At 71.9% G+C, this 23,910-nt stretch carries 24 protein-coding genes, 1 other RNA gene and 1 pseudogene; 7 read left to right on the top strand and 19 right to left on the bottom strand.

The features are described from left to right. Window positions 1-81 precede the first annotated feature (81 nt). From AMYTH_RS0131120 to AMYTH_RS0131110, 3 genes are read right to left on the bottom strand one after another with little or no spacing between them, the layout of a single operon-like run. The gene (locus tag AMYTH_RS0131120) at window positions 82-639 is read right to left on the bottom strand and encodes a uridine kinase family protein (RefSeq protein ID WP_037322812.1); all 558 of its coding nucleotides are present in this window, start codon (window positions 637-639) and stop codon (window positions 82-84) included. Between the two features lie 14 nt (window positions 640-653). Beyond that, window positions 654-1,250 (bottom strand): recombination mediator RecR, encoded by a 597-nt coding sequence (gene recR, locus AMYTH_RS0131115; RefSeq protein WP_017985548.1) that lies wholly within the window; start codon window positions 1,248-1,250, stop codon window positions 654-656. A 9-nt stretch (window positions 1,251-1,259) separates the two neighbouring features. After that, complete coding sequence (locus AMYTH_RS0131110; RefSeq protein WP_027933519.1) at window positions 1,260-1,628, bottom strand: YbaB/EbfC family nucleoid-associated protein; 369 nt, start codon at window positions 1,626-1,628, stop codon at window positions 1,260-1,262. Window positions 1,629-1,688: 60 nt separating this feature from the next. Here AMYTH_RS0131110 and AMYTH_RS0131105 point away from each other — a divergent pair, with 60 nt between their 5' ends. Then, window positions 1,689-2,495, top strand: a complete 807-nt coding sequence (locus tag AMYTH_RS0131105) for an N-acetylmuramoyl-L-alanine amidase (protein ID WP_084022722.1) — start codon at window positions 1,689-1,691, stop codon at window positions 2,493-2,495. Between the two features lie 245 nt (window positions 2,496-2,740). Here AMYTH_RS0131105 and AMYTH_RS0131100 read toward each other — a convergent pair whose 3' ends face one another. Next, window positions 2,741-4,843, bottom strand: coding sequence for a DNA polymerase III subunit gamma and tau (locus AMYTH_RS0131100; RefSeq protein WP_027933517.1), 2,103 nt, complete (start codon window positions 4,841-4,843; stop codon window positions 2,741-2,743). Between the two features lie 50 nt (window positions 4,844-4,893). On the opposite strand from AMYTH_RS0131100, the gene AMYTH_RS0131095 reads away from it, so the two are divergent. Further along, on the top strand, window positions 4,894-5,604 hold the full coding sequence (locus AMYTH_RS0131095) for a class I SAM-dependent methyltransferase (protein WP_027933516.1): 711 nt from the start codon (window positions 4,894-4,896) through the stop codon (window positions 5,602-5,604). Window positions 5,605-5,729: 125 nt separating this feature from the next. On the opposite strand, the gene ffs is transcribed toward AMYTH_RS0131095, so the two are convergent. The 5 genes from ffs to AMYTH_RS0131075 all read right to left on the bottom strand — a co-directional run bounded on the left by ffs (window position 5,730) and on the right by AMYTH_RS0131075 (window position 11,254). Continuing rightward, an RNA gene (gene ffs, locus AMYTH_RS47490) (signal recognition particle sRNA small type) lies at window positions 5,730-5,826 on the bottom strand. An 8-nt stretch (window positions 5,827-5,834) separates the two neighbouring features. After that, on the bottom strand, window positions 5,835-7,691 hold the full coding sequence (locus AMYTH_RS0131090; protein WP_027933515.1) for an ArnT family glycosyltransferase: 1,857 nt from the start codon (window positions 7,689-7,691) through the stop codon (window positions 5,835-5,837). A 15-nt stretch (window positions 7,692-7,706) separates the two neighbouring features. Further along, complete coding sequence (locus AMYTH_RS0131085; protein ID WP_027933514.1) at window positions 7,707-8,942, bottom strand: bifunctional glycosyltransferase family 2/GtrA family protein; 1,236 nt, start codon at window positions 8,940-8,942, stop codon at window positions 7,707-7,709. 79 nt (window positions 8,943-9,021) lie between these two features. Continuing rightward, entirely contained in the window at window positions 9,022-10,527 is a 1,506-nt protein-coding gene (locus tag AMYTH_RS0131080; protein WP_027933513.1) for a sensor histidine kinase, read from the bottom strand. After that, window positions 10,505-11,254 carry a response regulator transcription factor gene (locus AMYTH_RS0131075; RefSeq protein ID WP_027933512.1) on the bottom strand — a complete coding sequence of 250 codons (750 nt, stop codon included), beginning with the start codon at window positions 11,252-11,254 and terminating at the stop codon, window positions 10,505-10,507. The genes AMYTH_RS0131080 and AMYTH_RS0131075 overlap by 23 nt, the downstream gene beginning before the upstream one ends. Before the next feature lie 178 nt (window positions 11,255-11,432). Between AMYTH_RS0131075 and AMYTH_RS0131070 the strand changes: the two genes are divergently transcribed. Continuing rightward, a complete protein-coding gene (locus AMYTH_RS0131070; RefSeq protein WP_037322811.1) occupies window positions 11,433-12,014 on the top strand; it encodes a hypothetical protein in 582 nt (193 codons plus the stop codon). 89 nt (window positions 12,015-12,103) lie between these two features. Here AMYTH_RS0131070 and AMYTH_RS0131065 read toward each other — a convergent pair whose 3' ends face one another. Next, complete coding sequence (locus AMYTH_RS0131065) at window positions 12,104-12,355, bottom strand: DUF397 domain-containing protein (protein ID WP_027933510.1); 252 nt, start codon at window positions 12,353-12,355, stop codon at window positions 12,104-12,106. A 203-nt stretch (window positions 12,356-12,558) separates the two neighbouring features. Here AMYTH_RS0131065 and AMYTH_RS47240 point away from each other — a divergent pair, with 203 nt between their 5' ends. Next, window positions 12,559-13,002, top strand: a complete 444-nt coding sequence (locus AMYTH_RS47240) for a hypothetical protein (protein ID WP_027933509.1) — start codon at window positions 12,559-12,561, stop codon at window positions 13,000-13,002. Beyond that, complete coding sequence (locus tag AMYTH_RS49685; RefSeq protein ID WP_167344621.1) at window positions 12,999-13,163, top strand: hypothetical protein; 165 nt, start codon at window positions 12,999-13,001, stop codon at window positions 13,161-13,163. Before AMYTH_RS47240 ends, AMYTH_RS49685 begins: the two co-directional genes overlap by 4 nt. 101 nt (window positions 13,164-13,264) lie before the next feature. On the opposite strand, the gene AMYTH_RS0131050 is transcribed toward AMYTH_RS49685, so the two are convergent. Both AMYTH_RS0131050 and AMYTH_RS0131045 read right to left on the bottom strand, forming a co-directional pair. Beyond that, window positions 13,265-14,110 carry an SAM-dependent methyltransferase gene (locus tag AMYTH_RS0131050; RefSeq protein WP_027933508.1) on the bottom strand — a complete coding sequence of 282 codons (846 nt, stop codon included), beginning with the start codon at window positions 14,108-14,110 and terminating at the stop codon, window positions 13,265-13,267. A gap of 34 nt (window positions 14,111-14,144) precedes the next feature. Beyond that, entirely contained in the window at window positions 14,145-15,002 is an 858-nt protein-coding gene (locus AMYTH_RS0131045; protein ID WP_027933507.1) for a helix-turn-helix domain-containing protein, read from the bottom strand. Between the two features lie 219 nt (window positions 15,003-15,221). On the opposite strand from AMYTH_RS0131045, the gene gndA reads away from it, so the two are divergent. Beyond that, window positions 15,222-16,661, top strand: coding sequence for an NADP-dependent phosphogluconate dehydrogenase (gene gndA, locus AMYTH_RS0131040; RefSeq protein WP_027933506.1), 1,440 nt, complete (start codon window positions 15,222-15,224; stop codon window positions 16,659-16,661). Between the two features lie 86 nt (window positions 16,662-16,747). Here gndA and AMYTH_RS0131035 read toward each other — a convergent pair whose 3' ends face one another. From AMYTH_RS0131035 to AMYTH_RS0131025, 4 genes and pseudogenes are all read right to left on the bottom strand, one after another. Then, a complete protein-coding gene (locus AMYTH_RS0131035) occupies window positions 16,748-17,464 on the bottom strand; it encodes a Clp protease N-terminal domain-containing protein (protein ID WP_027933505.1) in 717 nt (238 codons plus the stop codon). A gap of 153 nt (window positions 17,465-17,617) precedes the next feature. Further along, window positions 17,618-17,758, bottom strand: a pseudogene (locus AMYTH_RS51325) (IS982 family transposase); the annotation flags it as partial. 94 nt (window positions 17,759-17,852) lie between these two features. Continuing rightward, window positions 17,853-19,049 carry a 4-hydroxybenzoate 3-monooxygenase gene (pobA, locus tag AMYTH_RS0131030; RefSeq protein ID WP_027933504.1) on the bottom strand — a complete coding sequence of 399 codons (1,197 nt, stop codon included), beginning with the start codon at window positions 19,047-19,049 and terminating at the stop codon, window positions 17,853-17,855. A gap of 86 nt (window positions 19,050-19,135) precedes the next feature. Next, window positions 19,136-19,879, bottom strand: coding sequence for an SDR family oxidoreductase (locus AMYTH_RS0131025; protein WP_027933503.1), 744 nt, complete (start codon window positions 19,877-19,879; stop codon window positions 19,136-19,138). Between the two features lie 55 nt (window positions 19,880-19,934). Here AMYTH_RS0131025 and AMYTH_RS0131020 point away from each other — a divergent pair, with 55 nt between their 5' ends. After that, window positions 19,935-20,426 (top strand): RrF2 family transcriptional regulator, encoded by a 492-nt coding sequence (locus tag AMYTH_RS0131020; protein WP_027933502.1) that lies wholly within the window; start codon window positions 19,935-19,937, stop codon window positions 20,424-20,426. A gap of 187 nt (window positions 20,427-20,613) precedes the next feature. Here the strand turns inward: AMYTH_RS0131020 and AMYTH_RS0131015 are convergent, their stop codons facing one another. The 3 genes from AMYTH_RS0131015 to AMYTH_RS0131005 form a co-directional block, all read right to left on the bottom strand. Then, window positions 20,614-21,390 (bottom strand): IclR family transcriptional regulator, encoded by a 777-nt coding sequence (locus AMYTH_RS0131015; protein ID WP_020418264.1) that lies wholly within the window; start codon window positions 21,388-21,390, stop codon window positions 20,614-20,616. Between the two features lie 9 nt (window positions 21,391-21,399). Beyond that, a complete protein-coding gene (locus AMYTH_RS0131010; protein WP_027933501.1) occupies window positions 21,400-22,524 on the bottom strand; it encodes a 5-methyltetrahydropteroyltriglutamate--homocysteine S-methyltransferase in 1,125 nt (374 codons plus the stop codon). A 90-nt stretch (window positions 22,525-22,614) separates the two neighbouring features. After that, window positions 22,615-23,775 (bottom strand): beta-ketoacyl synthase N-terminal-like domain-containing protein, encoded by a 1,161-nt coding sequence (locus AMYTH_RS0131005; protein WP_027933500.1) that lies wholly within the window; start codon window positions 23,773-23,775, stop codon window positions 22,615-22,617. Window positions 23,776-23,910: the final 135 nt, after the last annotated feature.

Below are 23,910 nucleotides of genomic sequence, written 5' to 3'. Positions count from 1 at the left end.
GGGAATTCGTTAAGTGCGTGAGGTTACGATCGCGCTACGTCAAACCGGACGCACGAACACATTCGGCTCACAGCGTTACGTTCAGTGCTCACCCTGCGTAAGATCGGACGAAAGTATTAGGCCGTTCGGGTGTACGTACTGGTGGGTAAGGTCAACGGCGAACCAACCACATTCGAACTTCTGCCACGCGGTCAGCGGGCCGCGAATGCCCTCGCCGTCCCTGGAGACTGCCCGTTCGAGCCGAGTTTCGGCGTCCGGGCCCGCGACCCAGCACAGCGCGGACAGGCGGGGCCGGATCGAGGCGCGGCCGGCGGACACCCCTTCCAGCACGACTACGTCGACCGGGTGAACCGTGCGGACCGGCCCTGGCCGCGGCTCGCCGGTGGTCCAGTCCAGCGGGCGGTAGACGGCCGGGCGGCCCGCGGCGAGGGGGTCGAGGACCTCGGAGACGAGCCGCGGCCACCAGGCGACCGGGTCGTCCCACGTCGCGTAGTGGTCGGTGGCGACGACAGCGGTCGCCGCGCCGCGTGCCCGGAAGTCCGCGGCGAGTTCCGCCGCGAAGGTGGTCTTGCCCGCGCCGGACGGGCCGTCGACGGCGACCAGCCGGACCCGCCCGCAGCGGGGCGGGCCGGCCAGCACGTCGTCGACCAGTGTCAAAGGGCGCGGCGGCCGGAGAGGGCCCGGCCGAGGGTGAGCTCGTCGGCGAACTCGAGGTCGCCGCCCATCGGCAGACCGGACGCGAGCCGGGTGACGGTCAGGCCGGGGAAGTCCCGCAGCATCCGCACCAGGTAGGTCGCGGTGGCCTCGCCCTCGGTGTTCGGGTCGGTCGCGATGATCACCTCGGTGACCTGTTCCGCGCCGAGCCTGGCCAGCAGCTCGCGGATGCGCAGCTGGTCGGGGCCGATGCCGGACAGCGGGTCGAGCGCGCCGCCCAGCACGTGATAGCGGCCCTTGAACTCGCGGGTGCGCTCGACGGCGAGCACGTCCTTCGGTTCCTCGACCACGCAGATCAGCGACGTGTCGCGCCGGGCGTCCCGGCAGATGCGGCACTGCTGCTGTTCGGAGACGTTGCCGCAGATCTCGCAGAACTGCACACCCTCCCGGACCTTGCCGAGCACGTCCTGCAGCCGGGCGATGTCGGCCGGGTCGGCGGCGAGCAGGTGGAACGCGATCCGCTGCGCGCTCTTCGGACCGATGCCGGGCAGGTGTCCCAGCTCGTCGATCAGGTCCTGGACTACGCCTTCGTACAACGGGGCCTGCTACTTCAGGCCGGGCAGACCGAGTCCGCCGAGGTCGGGCATGCTGCCGCCACCGCCGAGGGCGCCGGCGACCGGGCCGAGCTTCTCCTCGGTGAGCTTCTGGGCGCTGCTCATCGCGTCCCGCACCGCGGCGACCACCAGGTCGGCGAGCGTCTCGGTGTCCTCCGGGTCGACCGCCTTCGGGTCGATCTGCAGGGACTTCAGCTCCATGCCGCCGGTGACGGTCGCCTTGACCAGGCCACCGCCGGACGTGCCGGTCACCTCGGTGCGGGCGAGCTCCTCCTGCGCGGCGACGAGCTGCTGCTGCATCTGCTGCGCCTGCTGCAGGATGGCCTGCATGTCGGGCATTCCACCGCCGGGTTGCACCATGATCCCCGTTTCGTCGTGCTGTCCTGTGGGTCCCAGCGTAGCTCGCACGGCTGTGGCACCGTGTTCGCCGTGCGCAGTCTCGTGGGGTTGGTGTTGAGCGGGGTGTTCCTGGTCGCCGGGTGCTCGTCGCCGCCTGTTCCGTCCGAGGTGGCCCGGGTGTCTTCGGCTCCCGCACCGTCGTCGGTTGCCTCGTCGGTGGCGCGGGAGCCGCTGACGGTGGTGCTGGACCCCGGGCACAACGGCGGCAACGCGCGGCGGCCGGACGTGATCGGCGCGCCGGTGCCCGCCGGACGCGGCAAGACGAAGCCGTGCAACACGACGGGCACCGCGACGGACCGGGGGTACGCGGAGCACGCGTTCAACTGGGATGTGGCGCAGCGAGTGGGTTCACTGTTGGCGGCGCAAGGGGTGCGGGTGGTCTACACGCGCGCGGACGACTCCGGGGTGGGCCCGTGTGTGGACGAACGCGCGGCGATCGGAAACCGAGCCGGCGCGGCGGCGGTGGTGTCGATCCACGCGGACGGCGCGACGGCGGCCGGCGCCAGGGGCTTCCACGTGGCGTACTCGGCACCCCCGCTGAACGCGGCGCAGGGCGCGCCGTCGGTGGAGCTGGCCGAGGCGATGCGGTCGGGGCTGCTCGCCGGTGGGTTCCCGTTGTCCGACTACCTGGGTTCGGACGGCCTGGCCCCCCGGGACGATCTGGCCGGCCTGAACCTTTCGGAACGCCCGGCGGTCCTGGTGGAGTGCGGGAACATGCGCAACGCCGGAGAGGCCGCGGTTATGTCCAGTGTGGACGGACGGCAACGCTACGCCTCGGCGATCGCCGCCGGGGTGGTTGCGTTCCTGCGGGAGCACGCGAGTTTCTAAGCCCCAGCGCGAGGCCCACCTTCGCGGGCGCGGGTCCCACGCTCGCAGGCGCGAGTCCCACGCTCGCGGGGCGCGGGTTGGTTGATCAGGCGCGCGCACAGTACTCGTCAACAGGTCTTTCCGGGGCCGCCGCCACGCGCGGCTCCCGCACGCCCCACTCCGTTGGGCCACTGGCTCCGCCGAGCCGCCCGCGCCAGGCGAGCGCGGCCGCCACCGGCTTCCGTTTTGAACGCGCTGGGCGCGGGTCAGTCGATCGGCTGCGCGCCCAGGTGTTCGGCCAGCAGGCGGCGCGCCAGTTCCTCCGGGTCGTTCTGCGGCGCGGGCATCGCGTCCGGCACCGGGCCGCCCGATTCGGCCATCATCGATTCCTCGTCGTCCGGCTCGGGCGGGAGGGGGATGTCGTCCGCGGGCTCCGGGGGTGGCTGCGGCGCCCTCGGCGCGGGCTCGGGCGGCGGGGCCGGGCTGGCCGCCGGCGTCGGGCGCTGGAAGGTTCGCTGTTGCTGCTGCGGGGCCTCCCGGGTGGGCGGGTTCGGGCGCGGGCTCGGACCGTCGCGGCGGGCCGAACCTCCTCCACCGCCACCGCCGTGCACGCACCGCACCTGCCACGTTCCGCCGAGCACCTCGTGCAGCGCGCCGGCGATGAAGTCCGCGTTGCGCGGCTCCGACAACCGCCGCGCGAGGGGCTCCGCGCTGTGCGCCAGCACGACCACCGACCCCTCGACGCTCTGCACCGTGGCATTGATCATCATCGCCTCGGTGCTGCGGCTCGTCTTGCGGATGGCGGCCAGCAGGTCCGGCCAGACCCGGCGGATCGCGGCCGCGTCGATGCCGCCCGGCGCGGGCGCCTCGGCGGGGGCCTCGTCAGGGACCGCGGGCTCGGTGGGGCGGCGCACCGGCGCCTCCGGCGCCGCAGGACGCGCCACCGCCGCCGGCCGCGACTCCACAGGACGCGCCTCCGCCGGAGCCAGAGCCGGGCGCACAGCCGCGGGGCTCTGCTCCGGCGCGGCGGTCGGCTCGGTGGCCCGGCGGGCGGGCGCTTCCGGCGCCGGACGCGCAGCAGCCTCGGCCGCCGGCCGCGACGGCGCGGCAGCCGCCGGGGCCGCCGCGCGTTGTGACGGCCGCTGGAACCGCTCGGGTGCAGCAGCGGCGACCTGCCCGTCGGCGGCAGGCAGACTTCCCCCGCCGCTCACCGTGACCCGCCGCTCCAAGCGCTCCAACCGCTGCAGCACCGCCGCTTCGCTTTCCGACGCCGACGGCAGCAGCATGCGGGCGCACAACAGTTCCAGCAGCAGCCGCGGCGCGGTGGCGCCACGCATCTCCAGCAGGCCGTTGTGCACGATCTCGGCGTACCGGGTCAGCGTCGCCAGGCCGGCGCGCTCGGCCTGCGCCGTCATGCGGTCCAGCTCGTCCGCGGGCGCGGACACCAGGTTGCGCGCCGCCGCGTCCGGGACCGACCGCAGCAGCACCAGGTCACGCAGCCGGTCCAGCAGGTCGCTCGCGAAGCGGCGCGGCTCGTGCCCGGCCTCGACCAGGCGCTCGACCGTGCCGAACACCGCCGCCGAGTCGTCCGCCGCGAGGCCGTCGATCATGTCGTCGATCAGCGCCGAGTCGGTGACGCCGAGCAGCGAGATGGCCCTGTCGTAGGTCACGCCGTCCGGGCCCGCGCCGGCCAGCAGCTGGTCCAGCACCGACTGCGTGTCGCGCGCCGAGCCACCGCCCGCGCGGATCACCAGCGGGTACACGGCCGGGTCGACGTGGATGCCCTCGGCCGCGACGTTGCGCTCCAGCAGGTCGCGCATCGCGCTCGGCGGGATCAGCCGGAACGGGTAGTGGTGCGTCCGCGACCGGATGGTGGGCAGCACCTTGTCCGGTTCGGTGGTCGCGAAGATGAAGATCAGGTGCTCCGGCGGCTCCTCGACGATCTTCAGCAGGGCGTTGAAGCCCTGCGTCGTGACCATGTGGGCCTCGTCGATGATGAACACCCGGTACCGCGACTCGGCGGGCGCGTAGAAGGCACGGTCACGCAGCTCGCGGGCGTCGTCGACACCACCGTGGCTGGCCGCGTCGAGTTCGGTGACGTCGATGCTGCCCGGCCCCTCCGGCGCCAGCGCGCGGCACGAGTCGCACTTGCCGCACGGGTCCGGGGTGGGGCCTTCGACGCAGTTCAGCGAGCGGGCCATGATGCGCGCGCTGGACGTCTTGCCGCAGCCGCGCGGCCCGCTGAACAGGTACGCGTGGTTGATGCGGCCCGCGGTCAGCGCGGCACGCAGCGGTTCGGTGACGTGCTCCTGCCCGACGACCTCGGCGAAGGTCGCCGGACGGTACTTGCGGTAGAGAGCCAGGGCCACGAGGCGAGAGTACCGGCCGCCACCGACAAGCTCGGACTAGCCTGCTGGGCATGACCCGCCGCTTCTACGACCGGCTGGCCGCGGACTACCACCGCATCTACGCGGACTGGCCGTCGAGCGTCCGCCGTCAGGGCGAAGCACTGCACCGGCTGCTGGGCGGACACCCGCGGCGGGTGCTGGACTGCGCGTGCGGCATCGGCACCCAGGCCGTTGGCCTCGCCGCGCAGGGCCACGAGGTGACGGGCACCGATCTCAGCCCCGCCGCGCTCGCGCGGGTCACCGGCATCCCGGTCGCCGCCGCCGACATGCGTGCCCTGCCGTTCCCGGACGCGATGTTCGACGCGGTGGTGTGCGCCGACAACTCACTCCCGCACCTGCTGACGCCCGAGGACGTGCGCCGGGCGCTCACCGAAATGCACCGCGTCCTCCGCCGAGGCGGCCGGCTGATCGTGAGCACCCGCGACTACGACGAGGCCAGACGCACCCACCCCGCCGCCACGCGCCCATCAGTGCACGAAGCCCCGGACGGCCGCACGATCACTTTCCAACTCTGGCACTGGCACCCCGACGGCACCCATTACGACGTCGAACTCTTCCAGGTGTTCCCGGACCTGACGACGACGGTCCACACAACGACGTACTGGGCGATCACCCGAGCCGAACTGCAGGACTTCCTCCAAGCGACAGGCTTCTCCACCCCAACATGGCACGAGCCTGAGGAGAGCGGATTCTTCCAGCCAATCCTGACGGCCAAAACCTGAGCTGGTCCGCCCCCAACGCGCCCAGCGCCCGCCAGACCGAGGAGCTCGCACCGTGGGGGTCCGGGGGGTCGCCCCCCGAAAGACACAGCGGACGTAGTCCCCTTCGTGCAAGGGCAGAGCCCTTGCACGAAGGGGACCCCCGCACCCGTCAGAGCCTGCTTATCCTTGCTGCCTTCCGGCCCTGGGGAGGTTCACAGGATGGACGCCGCGGGGGTCCGCCTCCAGTGTACTCAACCGGTCGTCGCGCCTGTCGTCAGGTCGTAGACCGTGCTGCCGCCCACCGTCTGAGCTGTGAAGTTCTCCGCCACCCACTGCGCGATCTCGCCGGAGCCGCCCCGGCCCATGCCGCCCATGCCGCCGGAGACGTAGTACGTGATCTCGCCGCGGGCGACGTACTGCTTGAACTCGTCCAGCGTCGGCGCGGGGTCCCCGCCGTTGAAGCCGCCGATGGCGATCACCGCGGTGTCGGAGTTCAGCGCGAGGCCGGCCGCGGACTGGGAGCCGTTGGTCGCCGCCGACCACTTGGTGGTCGTCTGCCGGAGCAGCGCGATCAGTTCGGCCGACTCGGCTCCTGCCCGGTCGCCGAAGCCCATGGAGTTGCCGGACGGCCCGGACGTCGGGATGGATCCGGTGTGCCCCTGGCTCGCGGTGACCACGGCGTACGCGGCCGGCGCGAGCAGCCCGGTGATCACCCCGGCGACGGCGAGGACGATCCCCGCGCGCCGGATCCGGTCGAGCCCGAAGAGCAGCCCGGCCACCACGAGCGCGGTCAGCACCAGCAGCACCCAGCGCAGCCACGGCTGCCAGTCCGGGGTGCGGGCCAGCAGGATGAAGTCCCACACCCCGGTCGCGGCGAGCATCAGCGCCAGCACGACCCGCGCGGCGAAGTTGTGCCGTCCGCGCCACAGCTCGACCGCGCCGATGCCGACCAGCCCGGCGATACCCGGGGCGAGCGCCACCGTGTAGTACGGGTGGATCGTGCCGCTCATGAAGCTGAACACCAGCGCGGTCACGACCGTCCAGCCGCCCCACAGCAGCAGCGCGGCACGCGTGCGGTCCAGGCGCGGCGCGAACCGGGTGAACCACAACCCGGCGGCCAGCGCGATCAGCGCGGCGGGCAGCAGCCACGAGATCTCCAGGCCGAACGCGGCGCCGAACATGCGGAACAGGCCGGTCTCGCCGCCGAACATGGTGTTGCCGCCCATGCCGCCGCCACCGCCGCCGTTGCCGTCGCCGCCGAAGATGCGGCCGAGGCCGTTGTAGCCGAAGGCCAGCTCCAGCGGCGTGTTGTCGGTGGAGCCACCGATGTAGGGCCGGGACTCGGTGGGCCACAACGCGACCGCCACGATCCACCAGCCGGTCGCCACCACGAGCGCGACCGCGGCGCCGAGAAGCTGCAGCAGCCGCCTGCCCAGCCCGGTCGGCGCCGCGACCAGGTACACCAGCGCGAACGCCGGCAGCACCAGGAACGCCTGCAGCATCTTGGTGAGGAACCCGAACCCGAGCGCGGCGCCGGCGAGCAGCAGCCAGCCGGTGCTCGCCCGGTCCAGCGCCCGGACGGTGCAGTAGGCGCCGGCCACCATCAGCAGCACCAGCAGCGCGTCCGGGTTGTTGAACTTGAACATCAGCGCCGCGACCGGCGTCAGCGCGAGCGCCGCCCCGGCGATCAGCCCCGCCAGCGGACCCGACGTGCGCCGCACCGCGGCGTACAGCAGCGCCACCGAACCGACCCCGCACAAGGCGTTGGGCAGCAGCATGCTGAAGCTGGAGAAGCCGAGCAGCCGCCCGGACAGCGCCATCAGCCACAGCGACGCGGGCGGTTTATCGACCGTGATGACGTTGCCCGGGTCCAGCGACCCGAAGAATAAGGCCTCCCAGCTCTTCGTGCCGGCCTGCACGGCCATGGCGTAGAAGTCGTTGGCGTACCCGGACGCGCTCAGGTTCCACAGGTACAGCGCTGCGGTCGCGACCAGCAGGACGGCGACCGACGGCCGGACCCACGGCGGACGGCCTGCCGTCCGCGTTCGCGCCGCGGCGGGGACCGGCCCGAGGCGGGCCGGATCGGAGGAAACAGCCGCAGTCGACATGTCGAGTCGGTTCTCCTATCGGTTCTTTCGGAAGACCCAGTTGCGGAACAGCAGGAACCGCAGGACGGTCGCCGCCAGGTTGGCCAGTACGAGCACCACCAGCTCGGCGAACCGGCCGGGTTCGGCGCCGGCGTGCAGGAGCGCGAGCGATCCGCTGGTCAGCGCCAGCCCGAGGCCGAAGACGATCAGGCCTTCGAACTGGTGCCGCCCGGCGCCCTTCGACCCGCGCACGCCGAAGGTGAACCGCCGGTTGGCCGCGGTGTTGGCGACCGCGGTGACCAGCAACGCGATCAGGTTCGCCGCCTGCGCGCCGATTCCGGTGCGCAGCAGGAGGTAGAGCACCAGGTAGGCCAGGGTGCTGCCGACGCCGATCGCGGCGAACCGGACGAGCTGCCTGGCCAGTTTCGGCGGGACGCCGGGTTCGGTGACGGCGATCGGGTGCCTCCCCAGCTGGGCGCGGATCTGGCTGATGGGCAGGGTGCCGCGGGCGAAGCCGCGGATCATCCTGGCGACGCCCTTGAGGTCCGCGGTGGCGGTGGCGACGATGTCGACCGACGAGTCCGGGTCGTCCACCCAGTCCACCGGCACCTCGTGGATGCGCAGGCCGGAGCGCTGCGCGAGGACGAGCAGCTCGGTGTCGAAGAACCAGCCGGTGTCCTCGACCAGCGGCAGCAGTTCGCGGGCGACGTCGGCGCGGATGGCCTTGAAACCGCACTGCGCGTCGGTGAACCGGGCGGCGAGCGCGCCGCGCAGGATCAGGTTGTAACAGCGCGAGATGAACTCGCGCTTGGGTCCGCGCACCACCCGGGCGCCGCGCGCGAGCCGGGAGCCGATCGCGAGGTCGGAGTGCCCGGAGATGAGCGGCGCGACCAGCGGGAACAGTGCGGCGAGATCGGTGGACAGGTCGACGTCCATGTAGGCCAGCACCTGGGCGTCGGAGGCGGACCAGACGGCGTTGAGCGCGCGGCCGCGGCCCTTCTGGTCCAGGTGCCGCACCTCGACCTCGGGCAGCTCTTCGGCGAGCGCCCGCGCGATCGCCAGCGTCGAGTCGGTGCTCGCGTTGTCGGCGACGGTGATGCGGAACGGGTAGGGCAGCGCGTCGGACAGGTAGGCGTGCAGGCGGCGCACGCAGGGCGCGAGGTCGGTCTCCTCGTTGTACACGGGGACGACGACGTCGAGGACCGGGGACGTGCCCCGTTGCGGTGGGTCGGCCGGCCGAGGTGCGGGAGAGGCGTCGGCGGAGGTCGTCATGAACACTGACGGTGGCCCGCCGCGTTGTGGCGATCATGTGCCCGAGCTGTGCGGAGCCTGTGAGCGGCTCCCGAAGGAGCTACCTGGGGAAACGCACCGTGAATTCGGTGTGACCCGGCTTGCTCTCGACGCCGACGCGGCCGCGGTGGGCGGCGACGACGGCGGCCACGATCGCCAGCCCGAGACCGGTGCTGCCGGCCGCGCGGGACCGGGACGTGTCGCCGCGGGCGAAGCGCTCGAACACCGTCGGCAGGACCTCCGGCGCGATGCCGGGACCGTTGTCGGACACCCGCAGCACGACCTCGTCGCCCTCGACGGACAGCTTGGTGGTGACCACCGTGTCCGGCGGGGTGTGGGTGCGGGCGTTGTTGAGCAGGTTGAGCACGACCTGGTGCAGCTGGTCGGCGTCGCCGACGACGGTGATCGGGTCGGCCGGCACGTCGAGCAGCCACCGGTGGTCGCGCCCGGCGACATGCGCGTCGGACACCGCGTCGGCGACGATGCGGGAGAAGTCGACCGGCTCGTAGACGCGGTGCCGCCCGGAGTCCAGGCGCGCGAGCAGCAGCAGGTCCTCGACCAGGGTCGTCATCCGGGCCGATTCGGACTCGACGCGGCCCAACGCGAACGCGATGTCCGGCGGCACGGTGTCGCCGCTGTCGCCACTGCGCCGCGCCAGCTCGGCGTACCCGCGGATGGCCGCGAGCGGCGTGCGCAGCTCGTGGCTGGCGTCGGCGACGAACTGCCGCACCCGGCTTTCGCTGGCCTGCCGCGCGTTCAGCGCCGCGCCGACGTGCCCGAGCATCTGGTTGAACGCCGCGCCGACCTTGCCGACCTCGGTGCGGGTGTCGGTGTCCACCGGCGGCACCCGGATCGACAACGCCACCTCGCCGCGGTCGAGCTGCAGCTGGGACACCTTCGATGCGGTGTCCGCCAGCCGGTCCAGCGGGCGCATGGTCTGCCGGATGGTGATCGCGCCGAGCCCGCCCGCGATGAGCAGCCCGCCGAGCGCGACCCCGCCGAAGATGAAGCCGAGCCGCCACAGCGTTTCGTCCACCTCCGCCAGCGGCAGCCCGGTGATCAGGAGCGCGCCGTCCGGCGCGCGCACCGACACGACCCGGTAGTCGCCGAGCTCGCCGAGGTCGACGCTGCGCCGCTTGCCGTCGGACGGCAGCGAAAGCAGCGTGCGCAGCTCCGCGGACGGTACCGGGTCGCTGGGGAACGGGTTGTTCGAGGACGTCGAACCCCCGCGCAGCACCCCGGCCCGCACGGCGCCGTCCGGGAACACGACGACGGCCAGCGTGCCGATGCCCTGCCCGGGGACCCGCAGCGAATCCGGCGGCGGCTGGTTGGGCGAGCCGTTCCAGGAGCCCGGCGGCGGCTGGCGGGTGCCGCGTTCGCTCGCGGCGGCCAGGCGGTCGTCGAGCTGGTGGTAGAGGAAGCTGCGCAGCGCGATCTCGGTGACCAGGCCGACGACCAGGCACACGAGCGCGAGCAGCGCGATGACCTGCGCGATCAGCTTGCCGCGCAGGGAGGAGGGCAGGAGCCGCCGCGGGCGGGCGTGCTCAGCCTGCCGGTTTGAGGACATACCCCGCGCCACGCATGGTGTGGATCATCGGCTCCCTGCCTGCGTCGATCTTCTTCCGCAGGTAGGAAATGTAGAGCTCCACGATGTTGGCCTGACCGCCGAAGTCGTAACTCCACACCCGGTCCAGGATCTGGGCCTTGGACAGCACCCGCTTCGGGTTGCGCATCAGGAAGCGGAGCAGCTCGAACTCGGTCGCCGTCAGCGAGATCGGGTCGCCGCCGCGGAACACCTCGCGGCTGTCCTCGTCCAGGGTCAGGTCGCCGACTGTCAGCGTCGACCCCTCGTTGGCGGACACCACCCGCGAGCGGCGCAGCAGCGCACGCAGCCGCAGCACGACCTCTTCCAGGCTGAACGGCTTGGTGACGTAGTCGTCGCCGCCCGCGGTCAGCCCGGCGATGCGGTCCTCGACCGCGTCCCGCGCGGTGAGGAACAGCACGGGCAGGTGCGGCGCCTCGGCACGCAGCTTGCTCAGCACCTCCAGGCCGCTGAAGTCGGGCAGCATCACGTCGAGGACGACGGCGTCCGGGCGGAAGTCGCGGGCGACGCGGACCGCCTCGGTGCCGGTGCCCGCGCTGCGGGTCTCCCAGCCCTCCATGCGCAGGGCCATCGACACCAGCTCGGCCAGGGTCTCCTCGTCGTCGACCACGAGGACGCGCACCGCCGAGCCGTCGGGGTGCTTGAGGTCGGCCTTGCCCGAGCCGGTCGGCGCGGCGTTCATGCTGGTCATGGTCCCATCTTCGGCCGCCCCCGTGGGTCCTCCCTGTGACCCGTCTGTGTGTTCCCTGTGAGCGGTGGCCGCGCACAGCGTCCGCCCACCTCGCACACAGCCTGCGCACAGCCGGGCCGCCGAACCTGTGGGGGTGGCAGGGGTGGACCCTGCCGCGACCGAACGCGAAAGGGACACGATGAGCACGGAGCCGACGACCACCGAGGCACCTGCCGCCGCGTGGGGCGACCCGCAGCCGCCCGCGCCGAAGTGGTCCGGCAGGAAGACCGCGATCGCCGCGGCCGTCGCGGTGGTCATCGCCGCCGTCGGCGGGGTCGCGATCTACGCGGGCACCTCGTCCGAGGCGAACCAGCAGGGCGGGATGGGCGGCTTCCCCGGCGGGGGACGCATGATGGGTGGCGGCACCGCGTCGATCCTGCGCGAGGCGCTGCACGGCGACTTCACGGTGTCCGCCGACGGCGGGTACGCGGTCGAGCGGTTCCAGACCGGCGAGGTCAGCGCGCTGAGCGCCACCTCGATCACGGTGAAGAGCAAGGACGGCTACACCCAGACCTACGTGATCGACTCGTCGACGGAGAAGGCGGACAACCTGGCGACCGGCTCGACGGTCACGGTGCTGGCGAAGGTCTCCGGGGACACCGCCACGGCCACGTCGATCACGGACGGCTCGGCCCAGCAGGGCTTCCCCGGTGGGCAGCAGGGCGGCTTCCCCGGTGGTCAGGGCGGGTTTCCGGGCGGCGGCAGCAGGCCGTCGAACTGATCCGGCCGGCGCTTCCGGGTCGTCCGGCGACCCGGAAGCGCCACTCGCCCGTATGTGGTCAATAACACACGAGTTTCGATAATCCCGGATCAGTGCAGGTCGAACTGGCCCGCCTTGACCCCCTCGAGGAAGGCCGCCCACTCGCCGGCGTCGAACACGAAGACCGGGCTGCTCGCCAGCTTGGTGTCGCGCACCCCGACGAGCCCCGGCGCGGCGAGGTTGACCTCCACGCAGTTCCCGCCGTTGGGCTCGCTGGCGAAGGACTTCTGCCACTTCGACTCGTCGAACAGGTGCGCCGCCGTCTGCGGGTCGTAATCCACCGGTCGCGGGTATTCCGGCATCAGTCCCTACCTCCGTGCCTGAGGTTCCGTCCCGCCGCGTGGCGAAGCGGGGCGATCCCTGGTCCTTTCGTTGGAACCACATGGGTCCAGTCGGGTGATGCAAACTTTGACCACTCGACACTGGGATTATTCCAGGAGTAGGATTATTCCCGCCGGTCGGGTCGATCACAGACCCGAGTCGCGTGTTCTGGGGGAGGTCGACGGTGCTCGGAGTGGACGTCGCGGAGCGGCCCGCGGCCCCGTGCCGGCCGGACCCGTTCATGGTCGTCGGCAAGGTCAACGGCCGGGACGAGGCCGCTCGCGTCGGCAGCCCGGCGGAAGCGCTTTCCCGGATGCTCGGCTGGCTCGCGGCGGACGCCGACGCCTCGGCGGTCTGGTACCTGCGCGAGGACTGGCCGGGCCCGGTCACTGTGATCGGCAGGCAGGCCCCCGGTACCGCGCGCGAGACCCGCCGGTGCGCGCACCTGTTCCCGCTCGAACCCGGCGCGGTCCTGCGCGGCGCACTGACCGCCGGCTGCGGCGCGCGCCTCCGGCTGCCGGAGATCGAATGGCTGCCCCTCGGCGCCGGCATGCCGTGCGAGCACTGCCTCGCCACGGCCGGCGTCTGCCGGAATCCCCGGCCGCTACTGGAAGGGGGACGGAGATGACCGTCCGGATCCTGACCGACTCGACGGCTCCGCACCGGAGCGAGCCGGCGGTGGAGACACCCGCCCGCCGCCGGTGGACGCTGCTGCCCCGCTCGTTCCGGCGGCACTGGCACGCGTGGCGGCACAGCGCGGAACTGGCGCTGCCCCGTCCCCGCGGCTGACGGCTACCGCCCCGCCGCGCAACCGCAGCACCGCGTCGCCGAACCGGTACTCGTAGCGGCACTCCTCGCCGACCGCGGGCGGTTTCGGCAGATCCTGGCGGTCATCCCCGCTTCCGGCCCACTCCGCACCACCCGATCGACATCGACGGGTTCGCCACGAAGTTCCGCGTCACCGGGGACGGCGCCTCGTCCAGCCGCCACTGCGGCAGCCACACCACGCCCGGCTCCACCATTTCGAAGTCGCCGAAGAACGACACGATCTCGTCGTGCCTCCGGGAGAACGCGGGCGTGCCGGACTTCTCGTACAGCTCGAACGCCGCCCGGATGCTCGCCGCGTACTCCGCGGGCACGTCCAGGTCGTCGAACGTCGCGTGGGAGATCACCAGGTACGAGCCGGCGGGCAGGCGCGCGCGGTAGCGGGCCAGCATTTCGCCGGCGGGCTCGGCGTTCGGGATGAAGTGCAGCGCCGCGCAGAAGATCAACGCGATCGGCCGGGTCCGGTCGAGCACCCCGGCGCCCATCGCGGCCTCCCACACCGCGTCCGGGTCGCGCTGGTCCGCGCGGACGATCGCGTGCCGCTCCGGGTCGCCCTCGCGCTCCAGCAGCAACTGCCCGTGCGCGACGGCGACCTGTTCACGATCCACGTACACGCAACGGCTGCGCGGATCGAGCGCGTCGGCGATCCGGTGCACGGTGCCGACCGTGGGCCCGCCGGAGCCGACGTCGAGGAACTGGTCGATCCCGTTGCGCACGCAGTAGCGCAGCACCCGCTCCAGGAACTCCAGTTTGGCGCGCGCGATCAGGGGCGCGAACGGGACCTCGGCCAGCACCTTGTCCCCGAGGACGCGGTCCATCGCCCAGTTCCCCGTGCCGCCCAGGTAGTAGTCGTACATCCGGACGGCGTTGGGCCGGTCCAGGTCCACGTTGTCCTGATCCGGTTCAGCCACGCCCAACCCCCGACAAGTTGATCTTGAACGAAGCCTAGGCTCCCATCGCGACGCGGTACTGATCGGCCATGTTCTTCAGGAACTCGCGCGTCTCCTGCCGTTCCAGCGCCGCGCCGCGCAGGCGGTCCCACGCGTCCACGAACAGCTGGAAGTCCTTCTGGTCGTCCAGGTAGATCCCGCCCGCCGAGTGTTCGATGTAGACGAAGTCCCTGGTGCGGTCCGGGAAGCGCATGATCGTGAAGTCGTTGGGCACCGCGGCCAGCCGGGCCCCGAACGGCAGCACGTGGATGTACACGCGCTGGCGCCGGTCCAGCTCCAGCAGGTGCTCGATCTGGTCCAGCATCACCGCGGGCGCCCGGCCGCCGGGGGCGCGGTGCAGCGCGGCCTCGCTGATGATGAACCGGTAGTACGGCGGCTGCGGCTGGTCGAAGACGGACTTGCGGTCCAGCCGGTTGCGCACCAGCGACGTCACGTCGGTGGCGCCGAACTCGGTGAACTGCTTGAGCATGTAGTGCTCGGACTGCAGCGGGCCGGGGATGCGCTCGCCGTGCCACGTCATGATCTCGACGGCCGCGGGCTCGAGGTCGGTGAACGTCCGGAACCAGTGCGGCACGACGGACCGGTAGCCGGACCAGGCGCCCCGCTGCCCGGCCGCGGCGCGCGCCAGGCTCATGAGCGCCTCCGACTCGTCGCCGTTGATGCCGAACGCCTCCAGCATGGTGCGCACGTCGCCGAGCTTGACGCCCACCGCGCCGGACTCGATCTTGTTGACCTTGCCCTGCGTGCACCCGAGCACCTCGGCGACCTGCTGCTGGGTCATCTTCGCGGCCAGTCGCGCGTGCCGGAGCTCGTTGCCGAGTTGCTTGCGACGGGAAGTAACGGTGCTAGCCATTGCCTATTTCCGCGCCCTCACCCGCTCCACGGCACCTCGTCCCGCCTCGTCCCCTGGTAGTGGAACCCATGACCGTACTCCATGCCGCACCGTAGCGCGGCGATGACTGGATGGAGTTTGGCAGGAAAAGTGGTTGAACGCTAGTTACCCACGCGTTCACCTGCGGGAACAGGGCTTCGCGCTAGGGTGCGGAGAGAGCTTCGAGAGGGAAGGCTGCGCATGAGCAAGAAGGCGAGCATCGGCGTCACGGGCCTGGCCGTCATGGGCCGGAACCTGGCGCGCAACCTGGCGCGGCACGGGCACACCGTCGCCCTGCACAACCGCTCGGAACAGCGCACACGCGACCTGGTGGAGCAGTTCGGCGACGAAGGCGAATTCATCCCCACCTACTCCGCGCAGGAGTTCGTGGACGCGCTCGAGCGGCCGCGCAAGCTGGTGATCATGGTCAAGGCCGGCGCCCCGACGGACGCGGTCATCGAGGAGTTCGCGCCGCTGCTCGAAGAGGGCGACGTGATCGTCGACGCGGGCAACGCGCACTTCGCCGACACCCGGCGCCGCGAGGCCGCCCTGCGCGAGCGCGGACTGCACTTCGTCGGCACCGGCGTCTCCGGCGGCGAGGAGGGCGCGCTGCACGGGCCGAGCATCATGCCGGGCGGATCGAAGGAGTCCTACGAGTCGCTCGGGCCGCTGTTCGAGAGCATCTCGGCGAAGGTCGACGGCGACCCGTGCTGCACCCACATCGGCCCGGACGGCGCCGGGCACTTCGTGAAGATGGTGCACAACGGCATCGAGTACTCCGACATGCAGCTGATCGCGGAGTCGTTCGACCTGCTGCGCGGCGCGCTCGGGTACGAGCCCGCGCAGATCGCGGAGGTGTTCCGGACCTGGAACACCGGCAGGCTGGACTCGTACCTGATCGAGATCACCGCCGAGGTGCTGGCGCACACCGACGCCGCGACCGGCAAGCCGTTCGTCGACGTGGTGACCGACCAGGCCGAGCAGAAGGGCACCGGCCGCTGGACCGTGCAGATCGGCCTGGACCTCGGCGTGCCGATCAGCGGCATCGCGGAGGCGGTGTTCGCGCGGTCCCTGTCCGGCAGCGCGGACCTGCGCACGGCCAGCCGCGGCCTGCCCGGCCCGTCGCGTGCCCCGCTGACCGGCGCGGCGGCGGAGACCTTCGCCGATGACGTCGAGCGCGCGCTGTACGCGTCGAAGATCGTCGCCTACGCGCAGGGCTTCAACCAGATCCAGGCAGGCGGCGCGGAGTACGGCTGGGACATCGACCTCGGCGCGCTGGCCGCGATCTGGCGCGGCGGCTGCATCATCCGGGCTAAGTTCCTGGACGACATCCGCTCCGCCTATGCCGCCGAGCCGGGCCTGCCGACGCTGCTCACCGCGGGCGACTTCCGCAAGGCCGTCGAGGACGCGCAGGACTCGTGGCGGTCGGTGATCTCCACCGCGGTGCGGCTGGGCATCCCGACGCCGGGCTTCTCGACCGCGCTGGCCTACTACGACGGCCTGCGCGCCGAGCGACTCCCGGCCGCCCTGGTGCAGGGGCAGCGCGACTTCTTCGGCGCGCACACCTACCGCCGGGTCGACCGGGAGGGCTCGTTCCACACCCGCTGGGCCGAGGACGGCCGTCCCGAGGTTGAGGCATAGCTGGACGCGAAGCGTCGCCGTCGAGGGTGGTGGCGCGGAAGCGGCCGGCCCTGATCGGCGCGTGACGGGCGCCCGCGCGGCGCCCGTCACGCGTCCGGGAACATGCCCCGCAGCATCTCCCGGATCTGCCCCTCGACGGCGTCCTTCGTGATCCCGAGTTCGGTGAGCACGTCGTAGGCCGGGCCCTCGGCCTGGTCGAGCAGGGCGAGCAGCATGTGCTCGGTGCCGACGTAGTTGTGCCCCAGCCGCAAGGCTTCCCGCACGGTGAGCTGGATGACCTTGCGGCCGCCGGCACTGAACGGGATGTGCGCGGGCAGCTCGCCGTCCACCGGCGGCGGGAGGGTCGCGTTGACGCGTTCGCCGACCGATTCCGGTGTCACGCCGAGGTTTTCCACCGCCTTCGCCGCGAGCCCGTCCCGCTCGCCGATCACGCCGATCAGGATGTGCGTGGTCTCGATCTGCTCGTTGCCCGCACCCCGCGCGACCTTCTCGGCGTTGACGATCGCCCGGCGGGCGCGTTCGGTGAAGCGGCTGAACGCCTCCAGGCCGGCGCCGGGGGAATCCTTCGGCACGAACCGCTTCTGCGCCGCCTGCTTGGAGACGCCCATGCTGGCGCCGATTTCCGTCCACGACGCGCCGCTCCGCCGCGCCTGGTCGACGAAGTGGCCGATCAGGTGGTCGGCGACGTCGCCGAGGTGCTCGCCGAGGAGCACCGCGTCGGAGAGCTGCTGGAGCGGGTCGGAGTCCGGGTGCTGCCGCTTGATGGCCTCGATCAAGTCGTCGAGGCGGACTGAACTGGTCATGCGTCAACCCTAGGTTGACGATCTTGGGCCGTCAACCCGGGGTTGACGTTTCCGCTTCAGGCGAACGGCAGCCCGACCGCTTCGGTGAGCGCTTCTGGACGCGGCTCCCGAACCCGGCCAGATCGAGAACCGTGGCGTTGGGCGATGCGGACGCCGACGGTTGTAGCCGGACTGGCTGGGCAGGTAGCGGAACGCGCCGGGCATCCGGGCGGGCAGGAACCGCAGCCAGCGGGCCTCGGAGGTGAACCCCAGCAGCGCCTGACCCACGGCCAGGGTGACCAGCTCGGCGTCAGCTTCGGCGGTCTGCCTGTTCGGCGCCGGCCCGCCAGGTCTGTCGTCACAAACGGATCCTGGATACCCTTCGTCCCTCTCCGGTCACCACCCACACTTACGCATTACTCGTCCAGGCGAACGGCAGCCCCACGTAGTTCTCCGCCACGCTCGTCGCCGCGGCGCGGGACGACGCCGTGTACCGCAGTTGCGACAGCTGGAGCCGCCGGGTGAAGTCGTCCGCCGACGGGTCCACGTGCAGCATCGAGGTCATGTACCAGGAGAAGTGCTCGGCCCGCCACACGCGCCGCAGGCAGGTGTCCGAATAGGACTCCGCCAGCTCGCTCCGCTTGTGCTGCAACAGTTCCACCAGCGCACGGGACAGCACGCGTACGTCGGCGACGGCCAGGTTCATGCCCTTCGCCCCGGTCGGCGGCACGATGTGCGCCGCGTCGCCGGCGAGGAACAGTCGTCCGTACTGCATGGGTTCGGTGACGAAGCTGCGCATCGGCGTGATGCCCTTGTCCAGGATCGGCCCCTCGCGCAGCACGAAGTCGTGCGCGTTCGTGGTGAGCCGGACGTCCAGCTCGGACCAGATGCGGTCGTCGGACCAGTTTTCGATCTTCTCGTCGCTGGGCACCTGCAGGTAGAGCCGCGTGATCTCCGGCGAGCGCATGCTGTGCAGGGCGAACCCGCGCTCGTGGTGGGTGTAGATCAGCTCCTCGTGCGACGGCGGGGTCTGCGCCAGCACGCCCAGCCAGGCGAACGGATACTCGCGGTCGAAGGTCTTGACCTTGTCTGCGGGGATCGTCGGCCGGCTGACGCCGTGGAAGCCGTCGCACCCGGCGATCACGTCGCACGCCAGGGTCTGCGCCGCGCCGTCGGAGTCCCGGTAGGTGATGCGCGGGTTGTCGGTGTCCACGTCGTGCAGTTCGACGTCGCTGACCTCGAACCGGATCGGGTAGCCCTTGGCCTCGTGCGCGGCGATCAGGTCCTTGACGATCTCCTGCTGCCCGTACACCGTGATCGACTTGCCGGTCAGCTCGGTGAGCGCGATGCGGTGGTCCTGCCCGTCGAACCGCAGCGAAAACCCGTGGTGCGGCAGGCCTTCGGCATCCAACCTCGTGCCGACGCCGATCTCCCGCAGCAGCTCGACCGTCGGGTGCTCGCAGACCCCGGCGCGCACCCGCTTCTCCACGTAGGCGCGGCTGCGCGTCTCGAGGACCACGGCGTCGACACCCTCGGCGTGCAGCAGGTACGACAAGAGCAGACCGGCCGGCCCGGCGCCGATGATCCCGACCTGTGTGCGCGTCACTGCGTCCTCCAAACTCCGCTGTTCCGGCACCCAGCATGCGGGTCGGCCCGGGCCGTGGGCCAGCAGGGCTTCCACTCAGCGGGAGCTCAGTGCTGCCCGGCGAGCCAGTCGTCGAACGAGGTCGGCGCGAGCCGGGCGCCCTCGCCGGGCAGCATCACCTCACCGGCCATCTCCGGCCCGAACAGGCCCGACCAGGTCGGCACGAACTTCGCCGACCGGCCGCGCGCCGCGTACGTGCGGCGCGCCATGTCGACGAGGTCCTGCGGATCCGGGCCGGCGAGGTCGAGGCGGTCGCGGAGCGGTTCGCCGGTGGCGACCTCGGCGAGCACGGCGGCCACGTCCGCGGGGGCGATCGGCTGCACCAGCAGCGGCGCGATGGTCACCACCCCGTCCTGCTCGCCCCAGCCCGCGACCATCTCGGCGAAGTCGTGAAACTGGGCGGCACGGACGATCGACCACGGCACCCGGCCGGCGGCGACCAGGCCCTCCTGCTCGCGCTTGCCCGCGTAGTGCGCGTTGCCCTCGACGCGGTCGACGCCGAGGATCGACAGCAGGACGTGGTGCCGCACCCCGGCGCGTTCCTCGGCCGCGAGCAGGTTGCGCGTGGCGTTCCCGAAGTAGGCGACCGTCTCGTCTCTGCTCATCGGCGGTGCGCTGAGGGCGTCGACGACCGCGTCGACGCCGGTCAGGGCGTCGTCCAAGCCCGCGCCGGTGGCGAGGTCGATCCCGAGCGAGCGGCTGATCCGCACCACTTCGTGCCCGTCCCGCTCGAGCGCGGCCACGGTGCGGCTGCCGATGTTGCCGGTGGCGCCGGCGACTGCGATTCGCATGCTTCCTCCTATTGTGGATTTCTTAGGTCCATAATATCGGAGATACACTGGGGTTGTGAAGCTGCCATCGAGCACCGAGTGGGTTCTGCACTGCGCCACCTCGCTGGCGCAGCTCGAGCCCGGGTCCACCGCGTCGACGGCGCAGCTCGCGGAGTACTTCGACCTGCCGGCGCCCTACCTCGCCAAGCAGCTGAAGGCGCTGGTCCGGGCCGGTGTGCTGACGGCGACGACCGGCCCCCGCGGCGGCTTCCGGCTGGCGAGGCCCGCGTCGGAGATCACACTGCTGGAGATCGTCGAGGCGGTGGATGGGGCGTCCGCGCCGTACGAGTGCCGGGAGATCCGGCAGCGGGGCAGGGGCGCGCTGCCGCCCGAGGACTGCCGTGACACGTGCGTGCTGGCCGCGAAGATGGCGGAGGCCCACGAGGCCTGGCGGGCCAGCCTGGCGGCGGAGTCCCTGGGCGACATCGTGGCCGGATTGCCGGAGTGGGCGCCGGACCGCACGCGCCGCCTGCTGACCGGCATCGCGCCGGCCCGCCGGACCAGCTGACACGCGGAGCAGCCGAGCCGGGGCACAACTGAGCCGCGGCGCCCGGGCACGCAGGTGCGCGGCAGCGCCCCACGGGGCACCGGCATCACACGCCGGACCCAGCCACCCCTAGTGGCTCAGCAAGGCCGCAGCGCCCCGGGGGCGCGCCTGGGCTGCTGGAGCGCCAGCCCCCGAGATCACCGCGGACTCAGCTGGGCTGCCGTAAGGCTCGCGGCGCCCCCAGCGTCCGCGAAATCCCCCGCGCCGCCGCGCGCACGGCCGGCACCATCGATCTCGGATCCGGCCCCGCGGCCGGGATGACGATCGAGATCGCCGCCACCACCGCGTCGTCCGCCCCGTACACCGGCGCCGCCACGGACAGGGACACCATCTCCACCTGCCGGTCGCTGATCACGTATCCGTCGCGCCGCACGTCGGCCAGTACCCGGCGCAGCTCGTCGGCCCCGGTGATCGTCTTGGGGGTGTACCGGCGCAGCGGCGCGGCCAGCACCTGTTCCTGCACGTCGGACGGCGCGTGCGCGAGCAGCACCAGCCCGACGCCGGTCGCGTGCGCGGCCAGCCGCCCGCCGGGGCGGGACACGATGCTCACCGCGTTGCGCCCGGATATCCGCTCCACGTAGACGACATCCGGCACGTCGAGCACCGCGAGCTGCACGTTCTCGTGCGTGGCCTCGTACAGGTCCTCCAGGAACGGCATCGCCGCGTCACGCAGCACCGGCCCGCGCGGCGACAGCGACGCGACCTCCCACAGCCACAGCCCGACCCGGTACTGCCCGTCGTCCTGCCGTTCCAGCGCCCCGCGCCGCGCCAGCTCGCCGACCAGCCGGTGCGTGGTCGACAACGGCAGCCCGGTGCGGCGGCTCAGCTCGGACAACGTCATCGCCGGGCGCTCGGGGGTGAACGCGGCCAGCACGTCCAGCACGCGGTCGACGACCGAGGGCGCCTGCGCCGATGTGTGCCGCATCAGCCCAGGTTAACGGCCCCACACGAGCTCGGCGGTTTCGACGATCCGCTCCAGCTTCGCCTTCTGCTCGTCCTGGGTGAGGTCGTTGCCCTCCTCCGTTGAGGAGAACCCGCACTGCCCGGACAGGCACAGCTGGTCCAGGTCGACGTAGCGCGCCGCCTCGTCGATGCGCCGCCGCAGCGAGTCGACCGACTCCAGCTCGCCGCGCTTGGTGGTGACCAGGCCGAGCACGACGTACTTGCCCTTCGGCACGAACCGCAGCGGCTCGAACCCGCCGGAGCGCTCGTCGTCGAACTCCAGGAAGTAGCCGTCCACCTCCAGCTCGTTGAACAGTGCGTCGGCGACGAAGTCGTACCCGCCGGAGGCCACCCACGAGGAGCGGAAGTTGCCGCGGCACAGGTGGGTGGTGACCGTCAGCCCCTCCGGGCGGCCGGCGAGCGCGGCGTTCATCGTCTTGATGTTGCGCACGTGCTGCTTGTCCGGGTCGCCGCCCATCTCCGCGACGAGCTGCCGCTGCGCCGGGTCGTTGAGGTAGGCGAGGCTGGTGTCGTCGAGCTGCAGGTAGGTGCAGCCCAGCTCGGCCATCCCGGCGATCTCCTTGGCGTACGCGGCGGCCAGATCGCGGTAGAACTCCTCCAGGTCGGGGTAGACCTGCTCGGAGACGGCGCGGCGGCCGCCCCGGTAGTAGATCATGCTGGGCGACGGGATGGTCTGCTTCGGCGTCTGGGTTTCGTCCACAATGGACTTGAGGAACGCGAAGTGGTCACCGAAGATCGTGCCGGACAGCCCGACCTTGCCGTCGACCTTCAGCCCGGCCGGGCTGAACTCGATGTCCCCGGCCGCGTTGTGGAACTTGACGTGCAGCCTCTCGTCGCTGCGGGAGATCCCGTCGAGGGCGTAGATGAAGTCCATGTGCCAGGAGGCGCGGCGGAACTCGCCGTCGGTGGCCGAGCGCAGCCCGACCTCGCGCTGCATCGCGACGACGTCGCGGATGGCGCTGTCCTCCACGGCCTTCAGGTCGTCGGCGCCGATGGCGCCATTGGCGAAGTCCTCGCGGGCCCGGTGGAGTTCGGCGGGCCGCAGCAGGCTGCCCACGTGATCGGCGCGGAACGGCGGTGTCGTGCGCACAGTCATGCCCCGATCTTCGGACAGCGCACCACCGCGCACAAGCCCGCCTTCCGCCCCGCGGCAACCCCCTTGCCGGCCGCGGGGCGGAGGCCGCGATCAGGCGGGCGGGCCGAGCACGACGACCGAGTTGTGGCCGCCCATGCCGAGCGACGACTTCACGGTCAGGCCGTCACCGATCGGCACCCGGCCGGTGAGCAGCTGCGGGTGCCCAGGGGCCACCGCGGGCGGCGCCGGGACGTACCCGCGGTCGTACCCGAGCGCAGCGACCGACACCTCCACCGCCGAGGCCGCACCCTGGCAGTGCCCGACGAGCGGCTTGACCGAGTACACCCCGGTCGACGGCCCGAACTCCTCTTCGAGGATGGTCGCCTCGGCGGTGTCGCACTGCTTGGTCCCCGGCCCGTGCGCGTTGAGGTAGCGCACCGCGGCGGCGGGCACCCCGGCGTTGACCAGCGCGTCCCGGAAGCAACCGCGGACCTGGCCGAGGTCCGGGTCGACCGAGGTCACGTGGTACCCGTCGTGCGTCATCGCACCGCCGAGGGTGACCGCGTACGGGCGGGTCGCGTTCCGCGACAGCACGAACGCGACCGACGCCTCGCCCATCAGGAACCCGCGGCTGCCCTCCTGGAACGGACGGCACGCCTCGAGCGGCTCGGTGTCGGTCACCGCCACCCCGAGCCGGACGAAGTGCAGGACGTTCTCCGGCGTCGCGGAGATGTCGGTGGCGACGAACACCACGTCGTCCACGATGCCGGCGTCCAGCCACGCCTTGGCGGTGAGCAGCCCGGCGTTGCCGGAGGCGCACATCGCCGAGACGTTCATCGCCGGGCCGTGGAACCCGTACTCCTGCATGAAGGTGGACATCGGGGTGGACGGCATCAGCCCGAGGTACTCGCGGGGCCGCAGGTCACGGCCCCGGTCGAGGTAGAACTCCCGCCAGAGGTCCACCTCGCCGAGCACGACGGCGTGCAGGAGTCCGACGCGCTTCCCGGGCTGCCAGCCGCGCTCCCCCGCGTCGGCGATCGCCTCCCTGGCCGCGGCGCGCATCGCCCGCGCGAACCGGCTCGGTCCGTCCATCGGATTACCGCCGTCGGTCACCTTCGCCACCCAGCCGGGTTCGTCCGGGTGGGCGCCGTACCCGGCTTCCAGCCCGGCCGCGGGCTTGCCGGACGTCAGGCCGTCCCACAGGTGCTCGCGACCCCAGCCGTAGCCGGTGACCGCTCCGATTCCGCAGATTGCCATTTGCCGCGAGTCCATCGCACTCGCCCCTCCTTCGTCATTGCCTCTACGATCCGTCCCGAGGAACGGACTCGTTCCAAGCCAACGTCGAGCAGCCGGAAGGGCATAACCGAGCGCAGTCCGCTGCCGGAGATTGGTGCGCAAGGACCACGG

This window comes from Amycolatopsis thermoflava N1165 (assembly GCF_000473265.1).
In the GTDB taxonomy this organism is placed as follows: Bacteria; Actinomycetota; Actinomycetes; order Mycobacteriales; family Pseudonocardiaceae; genus Amycolatopsis_E; species Amycolatopsis_E thermoflava.
Note: the sequence above shows the minus strand (reverse complement) of the source record. Positions and strands in the feature narration are given on the sequence as shown.